Below are 19,173 nucleotides of genomic sequence, written 5' to 3' on the forward strand. Positions count from 1 at the left end.
CTTAATTCCTATCAGGAAAAATAAATTCCTTTCAGTTAATTTATTGGCAAGCGTTTTGCTTTCTTTAAGAGAATAATACTTTCCCTACGAGAAATACATTAGGTAAGTAGAAATTACTTAACTTTCGTAATTCTTATAGGTTGTGGAACTTACTTAGGAGACATGCAATGCAAGCCAATGAAGTAGAAAACTTTTTGAAAGACAATCAGATTAAATACGTTTTAGCCCAGTTTGTGGACATCCACGGTGTTGCGAAGACGAAATCTGTTCCGGCAAAAAATATTTTTGATGTGGTGAATACAGGTGCTGGTTTCGCTGGTTTCGCTGTATCGGGCCTTGCTATGGAGCCACATGGCCCAGACTTTTTAGCACGAGGCGACCTTTCTACTTTAAGCATTGTTCCTTGGCAGCCAGGTTACGCTCGTATGGCGTGTGACGGCTACGTAAACGGTGAGCAACATCCATATTGCTCTCGTGTTGTATTGAAAAAACAACTGAAGCGTTTAGACGAAAAAGGTTGGACGCTGAACACAGGCTTAGAGCCTGAGTTCTATCTGTTTAAAAAAGGTGAGCGTGGTGAATTATTGCCAGTAGACAGCTCGGATACCTTGGCGAAGCCATGTTATGACTATAAAGGCTTGTCTCGCTCTCGTACTTTCCTTGAGCGCCTTGTGGAATCGCTTCAAGCGGTTGATTTTGATGTTTACCAAATTGACCACGAAGATGCTAACGGCCAATTTGAAATCAATTACACCTACGGCGATGCATTGGAATCAGCTGACCGCTTTACTTTTGTACGTATGGCCGCTGGTGAAATTGCGAACGACATGGGAATGATTTGTTCCTTCATGCCAAAACCTGCTGCAGATAAAACAGGTAATGGTATGCACTTCCATTTATCCATCACCGATGAATCTGGTAAGAATTTATTCAACGATGACAGCGATAAGCATGGAATGGGCTTGTCGAAAATGGCTTATCACTTTACCGCTGGTATTCTGGCACACGCTAAGGCGATTTGTGCGTTTGCCGCTCCAACCGTTAACTCTTACAAGCGTCTTGTCGTAGGCGGCAACAGCTCTGGTGCAACATGGGCGCCTGCTTACGAATGTTACGGCGATAACAACCGTTCTGCTTTGGTTCGTGTTCCTTATGGTCGTTTGGAGTTCCGCCTCCCTGATTCTGGTTGTAACCCATATTTAGTACACGCAGCTCTTATTGCCGCTGGTATGGATGGCATTGAGCGTGAACTGGATCCAGGCGAGCCAATGAACATCAACTTATACGACCTTTCCCTAGAAGAAATCATTGCGAAAAACATTTCTATTCTGCCTCAGAACTTGGGCGATGCCTTGGATGAGCTAGAAAAAGACACAGTGTTTGTTGAAGCAATGGGCAGCGACATTGTTGCCGAGTTCTTAAATGTGAAGCGTGCAGAGTGGGGTGAATACCAGCGCCATGTTTCTGATTGGGAAGTGGCGAAATACGCAGAGTTTTTCTAATCATCATCTTTTTACAGCAATTAAATTGAATAGAGGTTTCGCCCATGTGTGGAATAGTAGGTCTTTATCTTAAAAATGATAAATATGAGAACAAATTAGGTGAGCTGTTTGAGCCTATGCTGATTGCCATGACGGATCGTGGCCCAGACAGTGCTGGCTTTGCTATTTACGGTGATGATGTTACCGGTGATTGGGTGAAGTTTACGTTAAGACACCCAAAGGAAGATTACGATTGGGCAGGTCTAACTGAGTCCTTAACTGGCGCTTTAGGTTGCGCTATTGAATGGATGCAAAACGCCAATGTTGCTGTGCTTAAACTGGAAGCAAGCGAAGCGAGCGTAAGAGAGTGGCTAGGCGCCAATGCATCAGACGTGTTGATTTTAAGTGCGGGTCAATCCATTGAGATCTTAAAAGAAGTAGGTTTGCCAGAAAACATTACTTCTAAGTTCAGCTTAAGTCGTATGAAAGGAAGCCACATTATTGGTCACACTCGTATGGCGACTGAATCCGCTGTAACGATGGAAGGCAGTCACCCGTTCTCAACTGGTTCTGATCTTTGCCTTGTTCACAACGGTTCGCTATCGAACCACAACCGTTTGCGTGATCGCCTAAAGCGTGAAGGCATTACCTTTGAAACAGAGAACGATTCTGAAGTGGCAGCGGGCTATTTAACGTGGCGTTTGAACAATGGCGACTCTTTGCAGACAGCTTTGGAAAATGCGTTAAAAGACCTAGATGGCTTCTTCACTTTCACCATTGGTACAAAAGACGGCTTTGCCGTAATGCGCGATCCTATTGCCTGTAAACCAGCGGTTTTGGCTGAAACGGAAGACTATGTTGCCATGGCATCAGAGTATCAAGCTTTAGCCTCTTTACCTGGTATTGAGAACGCGACTGTCTGGGAACCAGAGCCAGCGACATTTTACATCTGGGAACGCAAGTAATAGGAGAGCAAAGAATGAAAGAATTTGATTTGGCTACAACCTCGGTTCGTGAACTTAACCAAGCTCTCCATGAGCAAGCGTCAACATTGACAGAAAAGGATTGGACGGTGACTAACCCAAAGGGCAGTCACAACCTTGCGGTGGGTTTGGATGCACCGGTGAATGTGGCGATTCAAGGTCATGCTGGTTATTTTTGTGCTGGTATGAACAAGTCAGCCAATGTCACGGTGCATGGTAACGCAGGTCAAGGCGTTGCAGAAAACATGATGTCTGGCGTGGTTCGAGTGAAAGGCGATGCGTCGCAAGCGGCGGGCGCTACTGCTCAAGGCGGTTTGTTAGTGATTGAAGGTAATGCTGGTGCACGCTGTGGTATTTCAATGAAAGGCGTGGACATTGTTGTAAAAGGAAGTGTCGGTCACATGAGCTGTTTCATGGGACAGTCAGGCTCTTTAGTTGTGTGCGGTGACGCGGGTGAAGCGTTAGGTGACTCATTGTATGAAGTGCATATTTATGTGAAAGGTACGGTGAAATCTCTAGGCGCTGATTGTATTGAAAAAGAAATGCGCCCAGAGCACGTTGAAGAGTTAAGCGGATTGCTTGCTAAAGCCGGTGTGGAAGAAAACGTTGCTTCTTTCAAACGCTATGGATCAGCGCGTCAGCTTTACACATTTAAAGTGGATAACGCATCAGCATACTAAGTTTACGAGGTTAGAATCATGAGTAATGACAGCAAAAGAAATGACAGCCTAAAAGAGTCCGCTACTTTCGACCGTGCCACTATGGCAGAAATCCGCAGAGCAGCAGATACCGGCATTTATGATATCCGTGGTTTTGGTGCAAAACGCAAAGTCCCTCATTTTGATGACTTATTGTTTTTGGGTGCCAGTATGTCTCGTTATCCATTAGAAGGTTATCGAGAAACCTGTAATACCTCTGTGGTACTAGGTGATCGCTTCGCGAAAAAACCAATTAAATTAGACATTCCTGTAACCATTGCAGGCATGAGTTTTGGTGCCTTATCTGCCAATGCAAAAGAAGCTTTGGGTCGAGGTGCTTCTATTGCAGGAACATCCACAACGACTGGTGACGGCGGCATGACGCCAGAAGAGCGCGGTCAGTCGAAACACCTTGTTTATCAATACTTGCCTTCTCGTTATGGCATGAACCCAGACGATTTGCGCAAAGCCGATGCCATTGAAGTGGTATTAGGACAAGGCGCAAAACCAGGTGGCGGCGGTATGTTGCTTGGTCAAAAAATCACCGATCGTGTTGCGCAAATGCGTAACCTACCAAAAGGTATTGACCAGCGTTCTGCTTGTCGTCACCCAGATTGGACAGGTCCAGATGACTTGGCGATCAAGATTCAAGAGCTGCGTGAGATTACAGATTGGCAGGTGCCGATTTACATCAAAGTAGGTGCAACTCGTACTTATTACGATGTGAAATTGGCGGTAAAAGCCGGAGCCGATGTCATTGTTGTTGACGGTATGCAAGGCGGTACAGCGGCTACTCAAGATGTGTTTATCGAACACGTTGGCATTCCAACTATGGCAGCGATTCCTCAAGCGGTTCAAGCCTTACAAGAAATGGGCATGCATCGTAAAGTTCAGTTGATTGTATCGGGTGGTATCCGTAACGGTGCAGACGTAGCGAAATGTATGGCGTTGGGCGCTGATGCGGTTGCAATTGGTACAGCGGCTTTGGTTGCGCTTGGTTGTAATGATCCAAGATGGGAAGAAGACTACCAGAAAATTGGCTCTGCGGCTGGCTTCTACGACGATTACCAAGAAGGCAAAGACCCTGCTGGTATTTCGACTCAAGACCCTGAACTGATGAAGCGTCTTGATCCTGTTGCAGCGGGTAATCGCTTAGCGAACTACTTACGAGTTTTGACTCTAGAAGCGCAAACTTTGGCTCGCGCATGTGGCAAAAACGACTTACGCAATTTGGAGCCAGAAGATCTTGTTGCGCTTAATGTGGAAGCCGCAGCCATGGCTCGTGTGCCATTAGCGGGTACGACTTGGATTCCTGGTCAACAGTACTAAGTTCGGTCAATAAAGTGTTATTTAGCCATGCTTAATGTGTGGCTTTTTTAATTGTAGAGCGTCTATATCGCGCATTTAATTTTTTAGTAGAGGTGTTTTATGGGAGATATGGTCATTGAGGTGAGTTACGCCTTAGACACGTTTTATTTCTTAATGTGTACTGCTTTGGTTATGTGGATGGCAGCAGGCTTTGCCATGTTGGAAGCAGGTCTGGTTAGGGGTAAAAATACCGTTGAGATTTTGAACAAAAATGCTCTTTTATATGGTGTTGCGTGTTTTGTTTACTTGGTAGTGGGTTACAACGTCATGTACCCAGCTAATCCAGTTAGTGCTTACATTCCAGGTCTAGATTTCTTCTTAGGTGGAGACAATAGCGTAGCGGATGTGACTTCTGGAGAAGGTGCGCCATATTACTCAACAATGGCTGACTTTATTTTCCAAGCCGTGTTTGCTGCAGCCACTATGTCGATTGTTTCTGGTGCCGTTGCTGAACGTATGCGCTTATGGCCATTCCTTGTGTTTGCCGTAGTCATGGTTGCTGTTATTTATCCGGTAGAAGGTTACTGGAAGTGGGGCGGTGGATTCTTAGATCAATTGGGTTTCCAAGATTTCGCAGGTTCTGTGGTGGTTCATATGGCCGGTGCTGCAGCCGCATTAGCAGCAGTGCTTATGGTTGGGCCACGTAAAGGGCGTTACGGAAAAAATGGCGAAGTACGCGCTATTCCAGGAGCAAACTTACCTTTAGCAACTCTTGGTATGTTTATTCTTTGGATGGGGTGGTTCGGTTTTAATGGTGGTTCTGAGTTAAAAATCTCTAATGTGGAAGAAGCGAATGCTGTTGCAAAGATCTTCGTTAATACCAATGCGGCTGCCGCGGCGGGTATGATCGTTGCTGCATTATTGGCTCGAGCATTGTTTGGCAAAACAGACTTAACAATGACAATTAACGGTGCATTAGCAGGTCTTGTTGCAATTACCGCAGAGCCATTAGCACCTTCAGCAACTGTTGCTTCTTTAGTTGGTGCAATTGGTGGTGTTGTGGTTGTTTTCTCTGTCTTGTTGTTGGATAAGCTGAAACTAGATGATCCTGTAGGCGCGATTTCAGTTCATGGTGCTGCTGGCATCTGGGGGATTTTTGCTGTGTTGATTTCCAATGATGATGCCACTTTCATGGGACAACTGATTGGTACTGTTTGTACATTTGTTTGGATGTTCAGCGCTACTTTGGTTTCTTTGTGGGTTATTAAGAAAGTGATGGGACTTCGAGTCAGCGAAGAAGAAGAGCTTGAAGGCATGGATATGCACGAATGTGGTATGCACGCTTACCCAGAGTTTGGTCAAGAGACCAAATAGTAGTGTTTATATAAAGACTACTATTATGTTGCGCCCCCCTAAGTGCAACAAACAATGAAAGCCCCGTTTAGGGGCTTTTTTGTGGCTGTAGCATGGCGGGTATCGCTTACTCAAAAAGTCTCATGCCTCTGTAAGATAGGTAAAAAAAGGGAGCCGAAGCTCCCAGAGGCGAACATTTTGTTTAGCTGGCTTTTGTTATGTCTTGCTCATTCCAGTTGTCATAAACGCAGCAATGCTGAGTTGACCAACGAACATATACTTCACTGCCAGGCGCAATCTCGGAATGTTCTCTGGCTACTATTTTCCCCATAATACGTTGTCCAGATGAAGTGATAAGTGAACAGGTGTAGCTTTCTCCAAGGAAGACTGTTTCTTCAACCGTTGCGCTAATCTGATTAATATCACTTGCTAATGGCTCTTGTTCTGCTTGCTCTTTCGATAACACATAGATGTTTTCTGGGCGAATCATGACTAACGCATCAGCTTGATCTGGAATCGGTGTGGCTGGTTTTTTAAGTTTTAATGTTTGTTGTTCGAATTGCGCTTCGGTCTCTGAAACTATTTTAACTTTTAAGAAGTTGGAGTTTCCTAAAAATGACGCCACAAAAGCGTTAGGAGGAGTGTTGTACAAGTCTTTTCCTGAGCCTAATCCAATAATTTCGCCTTCCTTGAAGATAGCAATTCGCTCAGATAATCGCATGGCTTCATCTTGATCATGGGTGACATAAATGATTGTAATGCCAAGTCGTTTATGAATTTGACGCAACTCATCTTGTAGGTCTTCTCGAAGCTTTTTGTCTAAAGCGCCTAATGGTTCATCCATCAGTAGAATTTCAGGCTCATAAACAAGTGCGCGAGCAATAGCGACACGTTGCTTTTGACCGCCTGAAAGCATGCTAGGTCGGCGATCAGCAAAGTCGGTTAGCTGTACCAGTTTTAAGATGTCGTCTACTTTTTTGTCTCGTTCTTGTTTTGGAACCTTACGAATATCCAAAGGAAAGCCAATGTTGTCCCGAACATTCATATGTGGAAATAAAGAGTAATGCTGGAAAACCATACCAATGCCACGTTTGTGGGATGGCACCTCGATTAATGATTTATCGTTAAGACGTATTTCTCCCGATGTGGGTGTTTCAAATCCTGCAATCATAGAAAGTGTCGTACTTTTCCCTGAACCGCTGGACCCTAAGAAGGTGAGAAACTCTCCTTTTTCTATATCAAGGTTGATGTGGTTGACGGCAGTGAACTCTCCGTACTCTTTGTTAAGTTGTTTTAGCGTAACCAATGAGGATGAATTTTGCTGAGTTAACATAGATAAAAAGCTCCTAAGCGTTAGGCCTGTTGGCTACGCTTCTGTAAAGTATTTGAGACAAGCATGATCAATATAGAAAGAAGAATAAGTAGGGTAGAAGCCACTGCGATGACAGGAGTCAGGTCCTGACGTAAGGTAGACCACATTTTCACAGGGAGAGTTTGCAATTCTGGGCTGGCCATCATGACGCTGATGACGACTTCGTCCCAAGACACTAGAAACGCAAATAAAGCACCTGAAAAAATGCCTGGTTTGATGGCAGGAAAAGTAACCTTAAAAATGGCGTACAGTCGGTTTGCACCGCAAATTACGGCTGCGTCTTCAATGGATTTATCAAATAACTTTAATGAGTTAATGATAGAGATGATTGCGAAAGGTAAAGCTACAATGACATGACTAATGATAAAGGCGACCAAGGTGCCAGTTAGCCCTAAACTGAGAAACATGCTGTAGGTGGCAACAGCAATGATCACCACTGGGACTATCATAGGCAGAGTGAACAAACTGTATAGGTAATCACGTCCGGCAAATTTCCCTCTTACTAAGGCAAACGATGCAGGTAATGCAATCAATGTCGCTAAAATAGAAGTAATAAGAGCGACTTGTAAGCTAGTGAGAGCGGATTCAATCCATTGAGGGTTTTCAAAAAAGCGTTCATACCATTTTGTCGTCCAATGTGGCGGAGGGAATACCAACCATTGAGAAGAACCGAACGAAAGTGCAACGATAAAAAATATAGGTAATGCTAAAAATGACGCAATAGCCCCTGTGATGAAGTAAAGAGTGGACTTAAGTTTCCAACCCATCGACTGTTGAGTTAATAACATACTAGTCTCCTGTGTTAGATGAAGTTGGAGAATCTGTTTGGATTTTTAGATAGATATAGAACATCACTAAGGTCACCAAAATAAGAATAGAAGCTGAGGCGCTTGCAATTCCCCAATTTAAAAAGTTTTGAATTTGCTGAACAATGAACTCAGGAAGCATCATGTTGCTAACTCCCCCTAGCAATGCTGGTGTCACGTAATAACCGAGGGACATCACGAAAACCATTAACGCTCCAGAGAAAATTCCTGGTTTGCATAAAGGGATGAAAACACGGAAAAAGACTGTTCTAGCAGGTGCGCCACAAACGGATGCGGCTTGCAAAATCATTGGGTCAATAGTGCTCATAGAAGCTTGTAGTGGTAAGACGACAAACGGAATCATTATATAAGTCATGCCGATAATGACGCCGGCTAGGTTATGCACTAGTTCAAGAGGCTGGTCTATGATGCCTATTCCCATAAGTACTTTATTCAGTACGCCTGAAGACTGCAGCAATACTAACCATGAGTAGGTACGAGCTAATAAGCTAGTCCACATTGAAAGCAGAACAATATTCAGGAGCAATCTTCCCCATCCTTTTGGAAAAAGGGTTATGCACCATGCAAGAGGGAAACCTAATAAAATGGCAAACAGTGTCACTAGAGTGGCCACTAAGAATGTATTCCCAAGGACCTGTATGTAGGTTGATGTCGCGAGGAGTTCTGAAAAGTTGCCTAATCCTAACGTGGGTTCAGTCACACTTTTAATGAGTAACCCAATTAAGGGGATGAGAAAAAAAATCCCTAAAAAAAGCAAAATAGGTAAGAGAAGCAAAATACCTTTTGGCTTACGATGAGAAGTACTTAAAAACATAGTTTTTACCTTTAAAGACACTGAGCAATCGCTTGCTCAGTGTTTAATTAAAATGGAAAGGGGTAAATCACTGTGTTATTTCAGTAACCAGTTGTTCCAGCGAGTACTGATCTCTTGGCCATGTTCTGCCCAATATTTGTAGTCTAAGGACACTTGGTCTTCTGAGTAGCTTGTAGGAAGGTAAGCATTGATACCTTTATCGATGAGCTCGCTACTTTGAGTGTTAATAGGGGAGTAAGCCGTCATGGTTGCAAAGTCAGCTTGTCCTTGTGCGCTTGTTGAGTAAGCTAAGAACTTCATCGCAGCATCTTTATTTTTTGCGCCTTTAGGAATGACTAAGAAATCGGACATGACGAGATTGTTTTCCCAGCTTACGCCAATAGGAAGACCATCTTCTTGTAATGAGAAAACACGACCGTTCCAAAACATACCCATTGATGCTTCACCAGAAGCCAGTAATTGTTGTGATTGAGCACCACCACCCCACCAAATGATTTTATCTTTAATTGAATCTAGCTTTGTGAAAGCTCGATCTAGATCAAGAGGGTAGAGTTCGTCGGCTTTTACTCCGTCAGCAATAAGTGCCATTTCAAGAACACCAGGGCTTGGCCATTTATACAGAGCACGTTTTCCAGGGTAGTTTTCTAAATCAAATAATTGCTCCCAAGAAGTAGGTTCACCAGATATTTGACTTTTGTTGTAGGCGAGAATGAAAGAGAAATAGAAAGAGCCGATACCATAATCAGATACGAATCTAGGATCGATATGGGTAGTGTCAATGATGGAGAAGTCTAATGGTTCAAGTAGCCCTTCACTTGCAGCACGATAAGCAAAATCAGCTTCAACATCTACAAGATCCCATTGAACGTTACCGCTCTCGACCATGGCTTTTAGCTTGCCGTAATCTGTTGGACCATCTTGTATTACTTTTATGTCTGTACTAGCTGTAAAAGGCATCGCCCATGCTTGTTGTTGCGCTTCTTGAGTGGAGCCGCCCCAACTTACAAAGTTCATTGACTCGTTTGCATGAATTGCTGTTGCCGTAATGCTAATAGCGAACGCTAGAATGCCACTTTTAAATCGTTTGTTCATTTTTATGTTCCTTTTACTTTTTAATTATGGATAGCTTTTCGTCTTTTTAGTCTCTTTCTATCAGTGATTTTTATTGGTTAAAAAACACACTAGAGATCTACCATATTATGGTATTCCATAATATGGTCAAGCTGCTTTTACACTTTTTTCATATCGTGCGGATTTATTCACAAGTAAAAAGTTGATGTTGCGATTGATGAGCAACAAGCGGCATTTGGCAAAAAACCAAGCAAAAGAAGGCTGGTAGCGAGAGGGTAAAGGAAAAAAAGAAGCAGGTAGGTAAAGCGGTAATATAACGACTGCACAGAGGCAAGCCGTTATAAAAAAATTAAATTTGAGGAAGGCCTTTTAGAATAAGTACGGTGGCATTACTGCAAGAAAGGCGATGCTGTCGGGCATGTTGGTAGGCGTCAGAGTGATAGCAAGCCAAAGCCGTCTCATAACTGTCAAATTCAAATACAACGGCACGAGTAGGCGTAGGGTTTGCTCCCTCTAACACAGTAAAGTCCTCTCCGCGGGAAAGCATGCGAGCGCCAAATGCACTTAAGGCAGAAGGAGCTTCAGCAAGGTACGCCTCGTATTGGTCGATATTTTCAACTTGGACATGTGCGATCCAATAACCTTTCATCTTTACCTCCTAAATATTATTCATTCGGTTCTAATAAACCTTTTTCCGTTAATAATGCTCGTGCTATACGGAAGCATTCAACGCCCTGTGGAACACCACAATAGATTGCAATGGTATGCAGAATAGCGCGTATTTCTTCAACGCTTACGCCATTATTGATGGCGCCATTTAAGTGAAGCTCCCATTCTTCCATTTTGCCTAATGCTGCAATCATGGTTAAGTTCATCATAGAGCGAGTTTTGGCATCGATAGTTTCATCACCCCATCCGAATCCCCAACACCATTCTGTCATTGCTTCTTGAAAGGGAAGGTTAAACGCGTCTGCTTTTTTTAGGTTGCGCTCAACATACTCATTACCAAGGGTTGCTTTGCGCTTTGAAAGGCCTAATTCAAATCGTTCTTTGTTCATACATCGTTTCCTTTATCTATGTGTGTCGCTATTTCATAGGCTTCGCGTAAATGGCGCTCGCATATTTCTACAGCGGCTTCGGGGTTGTGTTCCTCAAGAGCCTTAACCATGTCGTATAGATCTTTTGGGCCTGCTGTTTTTCGGCCTCGAGCACTTAGAGTGAATGCTCTTAAACGAGATATTCTGGAGTTCAACTGTTCAACCAATACCCACGCAACATGCTTTTCGGCGGTTTTGAAGATGAGTTCGTAGAAACTTGTTGTGAGTTTTAAAGCATTTTTAATGTCATCTTTTTGAAGGTGCAGTGCAATTTCATCATGCAATCTATAAAGCTCAGTAATGATTTCAGGGGTAATGACTTCGCTACAGGCTTTAACAGCGGTGCTTTCTAATAAAGCACGAATTTCATATATTTCACGAGCTTCTGAGTCGCTGATAGAGGCGACAACAAATCCTGAATTAGGAATACCTTTTACCAATCTCTCACTTTCCAAATGTCGAATGCATTCCCGTACAACCGTTCGGCTTACTCCCATGGTTTCGCATAAGTTTCGTTCAACCAAGCGCGTGCCTGGTTTTAATGAGTTACTTGTAATGGCATCTCGTAATGTTGTTAGTGCGGTTTCCTTGAGGGTTTTTGGGCGTTCAACCTTTTGCATTAGATTATTTGTCCTTTTTCTAAAAAAATATTTTTTCACATATTAGCACAATATTGGTTGAACTATAAAAGATAGTATGTTTATGTTTATATCATATGGTATACCATACTACAAAGTTAATTTATTCATCATTGTTGAGCTTTAGGAAATCGTTATGAGTTTAGAGATTCGAAAAATAGTCTGTTTTGAAGAAGAAACCTTAATTGAAGGATTCAAAGAAGCTGACAAACCTTTGCGCATGTTTGCTGCTGCGGCTGTGGTCAAAAACCCGTGGGCTGGTCGTTATGTTGAAGACTTAAGACCTTTAGTGCTGGAGTATGGCCCTCAGTTAGGCAAGTTGCTGACGGATCGTATTTGTGAAATAGCTGGTGGTGCAGAAAACATTGAAGCATTTGGTAAAGCAGCTGTAGTTGGTTTGGATGGTGAGATTGAGCACGCCTCTGCTCTTATTCATACATTACATTTTGGCAATTTCTACCGTGAAGCTGTCGAAGCAAAATCTTTCTTATCTTTCTCTAATACTCGTGGCCCTGCAAATGCTGCTATCGCCGTTCCTATGATGGATAAAAATGATGGTGGCCGTCGATCTCATTATTTAACGCTGCAATTTAATATTTGTGATGCTCCAAGAGATGACGAAATTGTTGTGGTGTTGGGTGGTGCAACAGGTGGGCGACCTCATCACCGAATTGGTGATAGATATCAAGAGCTTAAGGAGTTAGGGCATGATATCGACAATCCCGCAGCGGTTTAAATCATCGCAAGGTTTATCTTATGTGAAGATGGGGAGTGGCCCATCTCTGGTTCTTATTCATGGTGTTGGATTAAGGCTGGAAGCATGGTTAAACCAAATGAGTGCGTTGGCTGAGTATTTTACTGTTTATGCAGTAGATATGCCTGGTCATGGCGAAAGTGATCTTTTTCCAGAGTGCCGGAATATAAGTGATTACACTGATGTGTTGGCTCGTTGGATTGAGAGTGATGTCGTGTTTCCTGTGGTGATTGCAGGGCATTCTATGGGGTCTATGATCGCGCTTAATTTTGCCATTCGTTACCCATCAAAATGTTCTGGTGTCATTGCGATGAACTCTGTTTTTCGTCGGTCAGAAAAGGCAAAAGAAGCTGTCCAGCACCGAGTGATGCAGATAAAAGAAAACATTACGAGTGAAAACATCACTGCACCGATAAAGCGTTGGTTTGATTTTCCATTAAAAGGTGACGATGTCCAAAACGCTCAATTTTGTCGTGAGTGGTTGGAGCAAGCTTCGCTAGACGGTTATCGACAGGCTTATGAAGTGTTTTGCTTGAACGACGGACCTGAAGATTCAGAGCTTCGAGCACTTAATGTTCCTGCTTTGTTTTTAACTGGCCGAGGTGATCCAAACTCGACAGCAGAAATGTCTGAAGCAATGGCAAAGCTTTGTCCAGAAGGCGAATGCTACCTTGTTGAAGGGGCTCGGCATATGGCTCCTATGACTCATTATCAAGAAATCAATTCAGCAATTGTTAAGTTTTTTCAACAGAGTATTAACTCTATAGAGGAAGTTTCCCATGAGTACGAATGATCCCCGAGCCTTACGTAATGCATTTGGTTCTTTTATGACCGGCATTACGGTCGTTACTGCGGTGAGTAAAACTGGAGAAAAAGTAGGGTTTACAGCCAATTCTTTTACATCAGTATCCATGGATCCTCCGCTTTTGCTGGTTTGCCCTGCGAATAAGCTGTCTAGTTTTGACGTATTTGAGCAGTGTGAACACTTTGCTGTGAGCATTCTTGCAGAAGACCAACAGGATGTTTCCAATACTTTTGCTGGCTCGAAAGAGGATAGATTTGCACAAGTTGATTGGTTTGAAGATGAGTTTGGAACGCCACTGATTCGTGATGCCGTGACACACTTTTCATGTTCTGCATTTGAGAAAATATCAGCCGGTGATCATCTTATGCTGGTTGGCAAAGTAGAGTCATTTAATACAACTGAAAAGTTCGGTTTGGGTTATGCCAAAGGCGGTTACTTTAGCTTAGGAATGGAGCATAAAGCAGAAGAAATGGCTCATGGTAAATGTGCTCGTGTTGGTGGGCTCATTGAATCTTCAGATAAGTTGTTAGTGCAAAAATCAGCAGCAGGGTATCAGTTGCCGACCGTTGATGTTTTGGCGGATAAAGGGTCTCGGGCGTCTTTGGAGCAATTTATGCTTAATTTAGGCGGAGGCTATGAGATTGGTCAGGCATTTTCAGTGTATGAAAAAGCTCAAACTGGCAACTTTGTTGCTTTTTATCGCGTAGAACATGCTGAACAAACAGCACCAGAAGGATATGAGTATGTTCCTTTAGGTGACTTGCCGAAGTTGTCATTTGCTTCTGCAGACCTGACGTCCATGGTCAGTCGTTTTGTTAGCGAGAAGAAAAATGGTGTATTTCGTTTGTATTTTGGCAATGAAGTAGAAGGAGATGTTCGATGAAGTTTTCATTGTTCGCTCATATGGAGCGCGTTAACGAACAGCAACGTCAAGCCGAGCTTTATGAGGAGTTTTTATCTCTTTGTAAAATGGCGGACGAAGGTGGTATGACGACGATATGGACAGGTGAACATCATGGTATGGATTTTACCATTGCGCCTAACCCATTTTTAAATTTGATTGATATAGCGCACCAAACTAAAAATGTTCGACTGGGGACAGGTACGGTAGTCGCACCATTTTGGCACCCGATAAAGCTCGCTGGTGAAGCCGCAATGACAGATCTTGTCACTGGTGGCCGTTTGGAATTAGGCATTGCTCGCGGTGCTTATAGTTTTGAGTACGAACGTATGGTGCCTGGTGGCATTGACGCATGGCAAGCGGGTGAATGTTTAAGAGAAATGGTTCCTGCGATTAAAGGTTTGTGGAAAGGGGATTATGCTCAAGATAGTAAGCATTATAGCTTCCCTAAAACCACATCATCTCCAAAACCTTTGACTGAAGATGGCCCTCCAATTTGGGTTGCAGCTCGAGACATTAATAGTCATGAGTTTGCCGTGAGTCAGGATTGTAATGTGCAAGTTACCCCATTGTGGCAAGGCATCGAAGAAGTAGAGTCGCTTATTGAAAAATACAAAGAAGCTTGTACCAAGTACGATAAGCGTACCAAGATCATGATTCTACAGCATGCTTATGTTTCAAATGATGAAGCAGAGTTGGCACAAGCGGCTCGTAAACTGCATGAGTTCTACTGCTACTTTGGTGCTTGGTTCAAAAATGAACGTCCGATTAATCAAGGTTTAATTGAAGCGTTGAGCCAAGAAGAAATAGACAATCACCCATTTTATAAGCGTGATGCTATTCGTAAGGATTTGATGATAGGCACGTCGAAACAAATCATCGAACGTCTGAAATATTATGAAGACCTAGGCTATGACGAATTTTCTTATTGGAGTGATTCAAGTATGAGCCGAGTTGAAAAAGAAGCTTCACTGCGCCGATTCATTGACGAAGTGATGCCTGCATTTAACTAAAAATTTAGAGAAGTCAGTCGTATGTCAAAACTAACATTACCTCACTACTCCCTTTTTATTGATAATGAGTGGGTTGAAGGCGCTGCAGGCAATGTAATGCCAACAATAAATCCAGCCACAGGTGAAAAGTGGGCGACGTTTGCCTGCGCTGAGCCAGAAGATGTGGATCGAGCTGTGAAAGCCGCTCGTCGTGCGTTATCAGATCCTGAATGGGCAGGGTTGAGTGCAACCGCCCGTGGCCAATTAATGTGTAAGTTGGCAGATCAATTGGAGCTTAACTCTCAAGCATTGGGTGCAGTCGAAACAACGGACAGCGGGAAGTTAGCAGCAGAAACGCAATCTCAAGCTAAATATGTTGCGAATTACTACCGTTATTACGCTGGTTTAGCCGATAAGATAGAAGGGCATACGTTTCCTATTGATAAGCCTGATATGCATGTCTTTACTAAGCCTGAACCTATCGGGGTCGTTGCTGCGGTTGTGCCGTGGAACGCTCAAATGTTTCTGACAGCGACAAAACTTGCTCCAGCATTAGCGGCAGGTTGCAGTGTAATTATTAAAGCATCTGAAATTGCCCCTGCCGCTATTTTGGAATTTGCTAAGTTGATACAAGCGGCTGGCTTTCCTAAAGGTGTGGTTTCAGTAATTACAGGTGACGCTAAAGGCTGTGCGATACCTCTAACATCTCATCCAGATATAGACAGGCTTGCATTTACGGGGGGCCCTGAAACGGCGAAGCATGTTGTTCGTAACACAGCGAATAATTTTGCGATCACTTCTCTCGAATTGGGAGGAAAATCGCCCATTATTGTTTTTAATGATGCCAATTTAGAAAGTGCGGTTAACGGTATTATTGCCGGTAATTTTGGGGCGTCTGGGCAATCTTGTGTCGCTGGTTCTCGAGTTTATGTTCAGCGTGATTTTTACCCTATCTTGCGTGACAAACTGTTAGAGCGAACCGCTCAGATCTGTGTTGGTGACCCTCTTGACTCCACTTCTCACATTGGGCCGTTATGTACATTGGCTCAGGTAGAGACCATAGAAGACGCGCTGGCTAAAGCGGTTGAGCAAGGAGGCAAAATTTTAATGGGCGGAACTCGTTTACCTGATTTGGGTTCAGATTACTATTTTGCTCCGACGATTGTGGAATGTCCTAACCATGACGTTGAAACCTTGCATGTTGAGATGTTTGGTCCTGTTTTATCGATTGCCTGCTTTGATACAGAGGAAGAAGCCATTGCCTTAGCCAATGATTCTGAATTTGGTCTAGGGTCTGGATTATTTACCGAGAACCTTTCTAAAGCTTTACGCGTGTCGCAAAAAATTCAGTCTGGTATTTGTTGGGTGAATACTTATCGAGCTGTGTCTTACATGGCACCTTTTGGCGGTGTAAACCAATCTGGTTATGGTCGTGAGGCTGGTATTCAAGCGATTCAAGACTATATACGAGTACGAACCACCTGGATTAGTACGTCAAGTGAACCTATGTCTAACCCATTTGTTATGCGTTAGATAACTCCAAACTCAGCTTCATTAATCGTTTTCAATGTTGTCTAGGTGATGTACGCATCACCTAGAGTGCATTGTTGTTATTTCAATAAAGCATTTGGCTCAAAGTACAAGTTGATCTCGTTAAGGGTTGCAGTAGCGAGATAAGAGACCTTAAAAATCCCCAAAATAAATGTAAGGCGGCTCAGTCTGCGAGTCCGTGCCAATAAGCTCATGTATTTCTGAGGCTTGGCATTTCGCCTAGGAGAATATGATGATCGAACAGATGTTAAGTGATACTAGCCTTTTAAAAACACAGGGTTTTATTAATGGTCAGTGGGTTTCCGCTGAGAATGGTGCTGAGTTTGATGTGGTTAATCCTGCCTCTAATGAAGTCATTGCTCGAGTGGCTGATTTGGGCGGTAAAGAAACCAAACAAGCAATTGAGCTTGCGCATGATGCCATGGCGGTTTGGTCTAAAAAGACACCAAAAGAAAAGTCGGCAGTGTTGCGGAAGTGGTTCGATTTGGTCATGGAAAATAAAGATGATTTGGCCAAAATTATGACGCTTGAACAAGGCAAAATATTTGCCGAAGCTCGAGGAGAAGTAATCTATGGAGCGTCGTATATAGAATGGTTTGCTGAAGAAGCGAAGCGCATATATGGGGATGTTTTACCTAGTACAAGTACAGATCGTCGTTCACTTGTTATTAAGCAACCTATTGGGGTTGTGGGTGCCATTACACCATGGAATTTCCCTGTGGCTATGATTACTCGAAAGGTGGCTCCTGCTTTAGCGGCTGGCTGTTCTATTGTCTTAAAGCCAGCCGCGGAAACACCATTGTCCGCTCTTGCTTTGGCCGAGTTGGCTCAGCGCGCAGGTATTCCAAGTGGCATGTTTAATGTGGTTCCAGGCGTTGCAGCAGCAGAGATAGGAGAGCAATTAACAGGGCACTCATTAGTTAAAAAAGTCACTTTTACTGGTTCTACTCGAGTTGGAAAAATTCTAATGGCTCAGGCCGCTCAAACAGTCAAACGTACATCAATGGAATTAGGAGGGAATGCGCCAGTATTGGTGTTTGACGATGCTGATATGGATAAAGCCGTTGAAGGTGCCTTAGCCGCTAAATTTCGTAATGCGGGTCAAACCTGTATTTGTGCTAACCGTATTCTTGTTCAAAGTGGTGTTTATGAAGAGTTTGTCAGCAAATATACGGAAAAAGTGCAGGCTTTCGTTGTCGGAAATGGCCTTGCTGAAAAAAGTACTATGGGGCCGCTTATAACTCGAATTGCTGTTGAAAATGTTTCTTCACTAGTAGAAGACGCCCTGAGCAAAGGGGCTAAGTTAACGGCTGGTGGTGATAATAGCGGAGCAGAAGGGGGCTATTTTTTCCAACCAACCGTGATTCGAGATGCAGATCAAAGTATGCGTATCGCCAAGGAAGAAGTTTTTGGGCCTGTTGCTCCTATTTTTCGGTTTGATACAGAAGAAGAGGCCGTCGCCATGGCCAATGATACGGAGTTTGGTTTGGCTGCGTATTTGTTTACGAAAGATCAATCTCGTTCATGGCGAATCAGTGAGCGTTTAGATTACGGCATGGTTGGCGTAAACGAGACGGCCATCAGCTCTGAAGTGATTCCTTTTGGTGGTGTCAAAGAGTCAGGCCAAGGACGAGAAGGCTCTAAGTATGGCTTAGAGGATTATCTAGAAATGAAATATGTTTGTTTAGGGGATATTTAATCGTTTTAGTCAATAAAAACAGATGCCTATGAAGTAGTTCCCTTAAATGGGAACTACTTGTGAGATGGCTTTTGCCGTTTTCAATAGTTGGTTTTTTGTCTCTTCAAACTTCTCTGGATCATTCATCACTTGGTCGGCGCCGGAAATATTGATCGCGGCGACTACTTTTCCCATGTAATTATGGATTGGTGCGGCGATGGCGGTGGCGTTGTCCGAGCGATTACTAGAGTAACCTTGCTGCCATTCATCTTTTAACAAACGCTTTAATTCTGCGATGGTTTGCGGATGCGGATGAGGGTGCATGTCTAGCTGCTGGGTCTGATAAATAGCACTGAACTCGATATCACTCAGTTGCTGCAATAAAACTCGTCCCATGGCGCTAGTGTGACAGGGTAGCCGAGTTCCTAGCGGGATATTGACGGACAGTCGTTGTGAGGCTTGTGCTCGATAGATATAGAGCGTATCCAGTCCATCGCGTATCGCCAAATGACAAGAAATAGAAGTCTCATCTCTGAGCTGATTCAAATGTGGTGCAGCCACGTCGATTAAATCTTTCCCTGCCAAGTAAGCAAAACCACGGGACACTATCTGTGGGCCTAGTTCATAAGCGTTGCGTGCGACTTTTTTTAAATACCCTCTATCTAGCAAGGTTTGTACGATTCGGTAAGTCGATGAAGCACTCACGCCAAGCTGATCTGCGAAGTCTTGAGTGCTTAATACACGATGGTTGGCATCGAATAGTTCGATAATGTGCAGGCCTCTTACTAAAGCGGGTACTTGATACTCTGTTGTCTTCGTCATCTTTTTATCCAAATACAAATGTATTTTT

Annotated in this window: 19 protein-coding genes; 11 read left to right on the forward strand and 8 right to left on the reverse strand. The window is 43.5% G+C overall.

Annotated features, from left to right (window positions below; genetic code table 11):
* The first annotated feature begins 167 nt into the window (after window positions 1–167).
* The 5 genes from glnT (at window position 168) to amtB (ending at window position 5,844) form a co-directional block, all read left to right on the forward strand.
* Window positions 168–1,502 (forward strand): type III glutamate--ammonia ligase, encoded by a 1,335-nt coding sequence (glnT, locus tag ACMUMQ_RS10785; protein ID WP_414681995.1) that lies wholly within the window; start codon window positions 168–170, stop codon window positions 1,500–1,502.
* A 44-nt stretch (window positions 1,503–1,546) separates the two neighbouring features.
* Entirely contained in the window at window positions 1,547–2,446 is a 900-nt protein-coding gene (locus ACMUMQ_RS10790; protein ID WP_414681996.1) for a class II glutamine amidotransferase, read from the forward strand.
* A gap of 14 nt (window positions 2,447–2,460) precedes the next feature.
* The gene (locus ACMUMQ_RS10795) at window positions 2,461–3,144 is read left to right on the forward strand and encodes a GltB/FmdC/FwdC-like GXGXG domain-containing protein (protein ID WP_414681997.1); all 684 of its coding nucleotides are present in this window, start codon (window positions 2,461–2,463) and stop codon (window positions 3,142–3,144) included.
* Between the two features lie 18 nt (window positions 3,145–3,162).
* The gene (locus tag ACMUMQ_RS10800) at window positions 3,163–4,491 is read left to right on the forward strand and encodes an FMN-binding glutamate synthase family protein (RefSeq protein ID WP_414681998.1); all 1,329 of its coding nucleotides are present in this window, start codon (window positions 3,163–3,165) and stop codon (window positions 4,489–4,491) included.
* Between the two features lie 99 nt (window positions 4,492–4,590).
* On the forward strand, window positions 4,591–5,844 hold the full coding sequence (amtB, locus tag ACMUMQ_RS10805; RefSeq protein WP_414682000.1) for an ammonium transporter AmtB: 1,254 nt from the start codon (window positions 4,591–4,593) through the stop codon (window positions 5,842–5,844).
* A 181-nt stretch (window positions 5,845–6,025) separates the two neighbouring features.
* Here the strand turns inward: amtB and ACMUMQ_RS10810 are convergent, their stop codons facing one another.
* The 7 genes from ACMUMQ_RS10810 to ACMUMQ_RS10840 all read right to left on the reverse strand — a co-directional run bounded on the left by ACMUMQ_RS10810 (window position 6,026) and on the right by ACMUMQ_RS10840 (window position 11,624).
* Window positions 6,026–7,156 (reverse strand): ABC transporter ATP-binding protein, encoded by a 1,131-nt coding sequence (locus ACMUMQ_RS10810; RefSeq protein WP_414682001.1) that lies wholly within the window; start codon window positions 7,154–7,156, stop codon window positions 6,026–6,028.
* A 20-nt stretch (window positions 7,157–7,176) separates the two neighbouring features.
* Window positions 7,177–7,983 carry an ABC transporter permease gene (locus ACMUMQ_RS10815; protein ID WP_414682002.1) on the reverse strand — a complete coding sequence of 269 codons (807 nt, stop codon included), beginning with the start codon at window positions 7,981–7,983 and terminating at the stop codon, window positions 7,177–7,179.
* A 1-nt stretch (window position 7,984) separates the two neighbouring features.
* On the reverse strand, window positions 7,985–8,836 hold the full coding sequence (locus tag ACMUMQ_RS10820; RefSeq protein WP_414682003.1) for an ABC transporter permease: 852 nt from the start codon (window positions 8,834–8,836) through the stop codon (window positions 7,985–7,987).
* Window positions 8,837–8,911: 75 nt separating this feature from the next.
* Window positions 8,912–9,928, reverse strand: coding sequence for an ABC transporter substrate-binding protein (locus ACMUMQ_RS10825; RefSeq protein WP_414682004.1), 1,017 nt, complete (start codon window positions 9,926–9,928; stop codon window positions 8,912–8,914).
* Between the two features lie 328 nt (window positions 9,929–10,256).
* Window positions 10,257–10,556 carry a DUF1330 domain-containing protein gene (locus ACMUMQ_RS10830; RefSeq protein WP_414682005.1) on the reverse strand — a complete coding sequence of 100 codons (300 nt, stop codon included), beginning with the start codon at window positions 10,554–10,556 and terminating at the stop codon, window positions 10,257–10,259.
* A gap of 16 nt (window positions 10,557–10,572) precedes the next feature.
* Window positions 10,573–10,965: a carboxymuconolactone decarboxylase family protein gene (locus ACMUMQ_RS10835; RefSeq protein WP_414682006.1), complete on the reverse strand. Its 393-nt coding sequence runs from the start codon at window positions 10,963–10,965 to the stop codon at window positions 10,573–10,575.
* On the reverse strand, window positions 10,962–11,624 hold the full coding sequence (locus ACMUMQ_RS10840; RefSeq protein ID WP_414682007.1) for a GntR family transcriptional regulator: 663 nt from the start codon (window positions 11,622–11,624) through the stop codon (window positions 10,962–10,964). The genes ACMUMQ_RS10835 and ACMUMQ_RS10840 overlap by 4 nt, the downstream gene beginning before the upstream one ends.
* A gap of 154 nt (window positions 11,625–11,778) precedes the next feature.
* Between ACMUMQ_RS10840 and ACMUMQ_RS10845 the strand changes: the two genes are divergently transcribed.
* The 6 genes from ACMUMQ_RS10845 to ACMUMQ_RS10870 all read left to right on the forward strand — a co-directional run bounded on the left by ACMUMQ_RS10845 (window position 11,779) and on the right by ACMUMQ_RS10870 (window position 18,344).
* A complete protein-coding gene (locus ACMUMQ_RS10845) occupies window positions 11,779–12,378 on the forward strand; it encodes an amino acid synthesis family protein (RefSeq protein ID WP_414682008.1) in 600 nt (199 codons plus the stop codon).
* Window positions 12,350–13,189: an alpha/beta fold hydrolase gene (locus ACMUMQ_RS10850; protein WP_414682009.1), complete on the forward strand. Its 840-nt coding sequence runs from the start codon at window positions 12,350–12,352 to the stop codon at window positions 13,187–13,189. The genes ACMUMQ_RS10845 and ACMUMQ_RS10850 overlap by 29 nt, the downstream gene beginning before the upstream one ends.
* On the forward strand, window positions 13,176–14,084 hold the full coding sequence (locus ACMUMQ_RS10855) for a flavin reductase family protein (RefSeq protein ID WP_414682010.1): 909 nt from the start codon (window positions 13,176–13,178) through the stop codon (window positions 14,082–14,084). The genes ACMUMQ_RS10850 and ACMUMQ_RS10855 overlap by 14 nt, the downstream gene beginning before the upstream one ends.
* Window positions 14,081–15,115, forward strand: a complete 1,035-nt coding sequence (locus ACMUMQ_RS10860) for an LLM class flavin-dependent oxidoreductase (RefSeq protein ID WP_414682011.1) — start codon at window positions 14,081–14,083, stop codon at window positions 15,113–15,115. Before ACMUMQ_RS10855 ends, ACMUMQ_RS10860 begins: the two co-directional genes overlap by 4 nt.
* 21 nt (window positions 15,116–15,136) lie before the next feature.
* Entirely contained in the window at window positions 15,137–16,627 is a 1,491-nt protein-coding gene (locus ACMUMQ_RS10865; RefSeq protein WP_414682012.1) for an aldehyde dehydrogenase, read from the forward strand.
* 250 nt (window positions 16,628–16,877) lie between these two features.
* The gene (locus ACMUMQ_RS10870; protein WP_414682109.1) at window positions 16,878–18,344 is read left to right on the forward strand and encodes an NAD-dependent succinate-semialdehyde dehydrogenase; all 1,467 of its coding nucleotides are present in this window, start codon (window positions 16,878–16,880) and stop codon (window positions 18,342–18,344) included.
* 42 nt (window positions 18,345–18,386) lie between these two features.
* Here ACMUMQ_RS10870 and ACMUMQ_RS10875 read toward each other — a convergent pair whose 3' ends face one another.
* Complete coding sequence (locus ACMUMQ_RS10875; protein WP_414682013.1) at window positions 18,387–19,145, reverse strand: IclR family transcriptional regulator; 759 nt, start codon at window positions 19,143–19,145, stop codon at window positions 18,387–18,389.
* Window positions 19,146–19,173: the final 28 nt, after the last annotated feature.

Source organism: Marinomonas algae (assembly GCF_047525555.1).
In the GTDB taxonomy this organism is placed as follows: Bacteria; Pseudomonadota; Gammaproteobacteria; order Pseudomonadales; family Marinomonadaceae; genus Marinomonas.

Excerpts from the sequence above, each read along its gene's own strand:
- glnT (WP_414681995.1), top strand. The coding sequence starts at position 168 with ATGCAAGCCAATGAAGTAGAAAACTTTTTGAAAGACAATCAGATTAAA.
- ACMUMQ_RS10790 (WP_414681996.1), top strand. The coding sequence starts at position 1,547 with ATGTGTGGAATAGTAGGTCTTTATCTTAAAAATGATAAATATGAGAAC.
- ACMUMQ_RS10795 (WP_414681997.1), top strand. The coding sequence starts at position 2,461 with ATGAAAGAATTTGATTTGGCTACAACCTCGGTTCGTGAACTTAACCAA.
- ACMUMQ_RS10800 (WP_414681998.1), top strand. The coding sequence starts at position 3,163 with ATGAGTAATGACAGCAAAAGAAATGACAGCCTAAAAGAGTCCGCTACT.
- amtB (WP_414682000.1), top strand. The coding sequence starts at position 4,591 with ATGGGAGATATGGTCATTGAGGTGAGTTACGCCTTAGACACGTTTTAT.
- ACMUMQ_RS10810 (WP_414682001.1), bottom strand. The coding sequence starts at position 7,156 with ATGTTAACTCAGCAAAATTCATCCTCATTGGTTACGCTAAAACAACTT.
- ACMUMQ_RS10815 (WP_414682002.1), bottom strand. The coding sequence starts at position 7,983 with ATGTTATTAACTCAACAGTCGATGGGTTGGAAACTTAAGTCCACTCTT.
- ACMUMQ_RS10820 (WP_414682003.1), bottom strand. The coding sequence starts at position 8,836 with ATGTTTTTAAGTACTTCTCATCGTAAGCCAAAAGGTATTTTGCTTCTC.
- ACMUMQ_RS10825 (WP_414682004.1), bottom strand. The coding sequence starts at position 9,928 with ATGAACAAACGATTTAAAAGTGGCATTCTAGCGTTCGCTATTAGCATT.
- ACMUMQ_RS10830 (WP_414682005.1), bottom strand. The coding sequence starts at position 10,556 with ATGAAAGGTTATTGGATCGCACATGTCCAAGTTGAAAATATCGACCAA.
- ACMUMQ_RS10835 (WP_414682006.1), bottom strand. The coding sequence starts at position 10,965 with ATGAACAAAGAACGATTTGAATTAGGCCTTTCAAAGCGCAAAGCAACC.
- ACMUMQ_RS10840 (WP_414682007.1), bottom strand. The coding sequence starts at position 11,624 with ATGCAAAAGGTTGAACGCCCAAAAACCCTCAAGGAAACCGCACTAACA.
- ACMUMQ_RS10845 (WP_414682008.1), top strand. The coding sequence starts at position 11,779 with ATGAGTTTAGAGATTCGAAAAATAGTCTGTTTTGAAGAAGAAACCTTA.
- ACMUMQ_RS10850 (WP_414682009.1), top strand. The coding sequence starts at position 12,350 with ATGATATCGACAATCCCGCAGCGGTTTAAATCATCGCAAGGTTTATCT.
- ACMUMQ_RS10855 (WP_414682010.1), top strand. The coding sequence starts at position 13,176 with ATGAGTACGAATGATCCCCGAGCCTTACGTAATGCATTTGGTTCTTTT.
- ACMUMQ_RS10860 (WP_414682011.1), top strand. The coding sequence starts at position 14,081 with ATGAAGTTTTCATTGTTCGCTCATATGGAGCGCGTTAACGAACAGCAA.
- ACMUMQ_RS10865 (WP_414682012.1), top strand. The coding sequence starts at position 15,137 with ATGTCAAAACTAACATTACCTCACTACTCCCTTTTTATTGATAATGAG.
- ACMUMQ_RS10870 (WP_414682109.1), top strand. The coding sequence starts at position 16,878 with ATGATCGAACAGATGTTAAGTGATACTAGCCTTTTAAAAACACAGGGT.
- ACMUMQ_RS10875 (WP_414682013.1), bottom strand. The coding sequence starts at position 19,145 with ATGACGAAGACAACAGAGTATCAAGTACCCGCTTTAGTAAGAGGCCTG.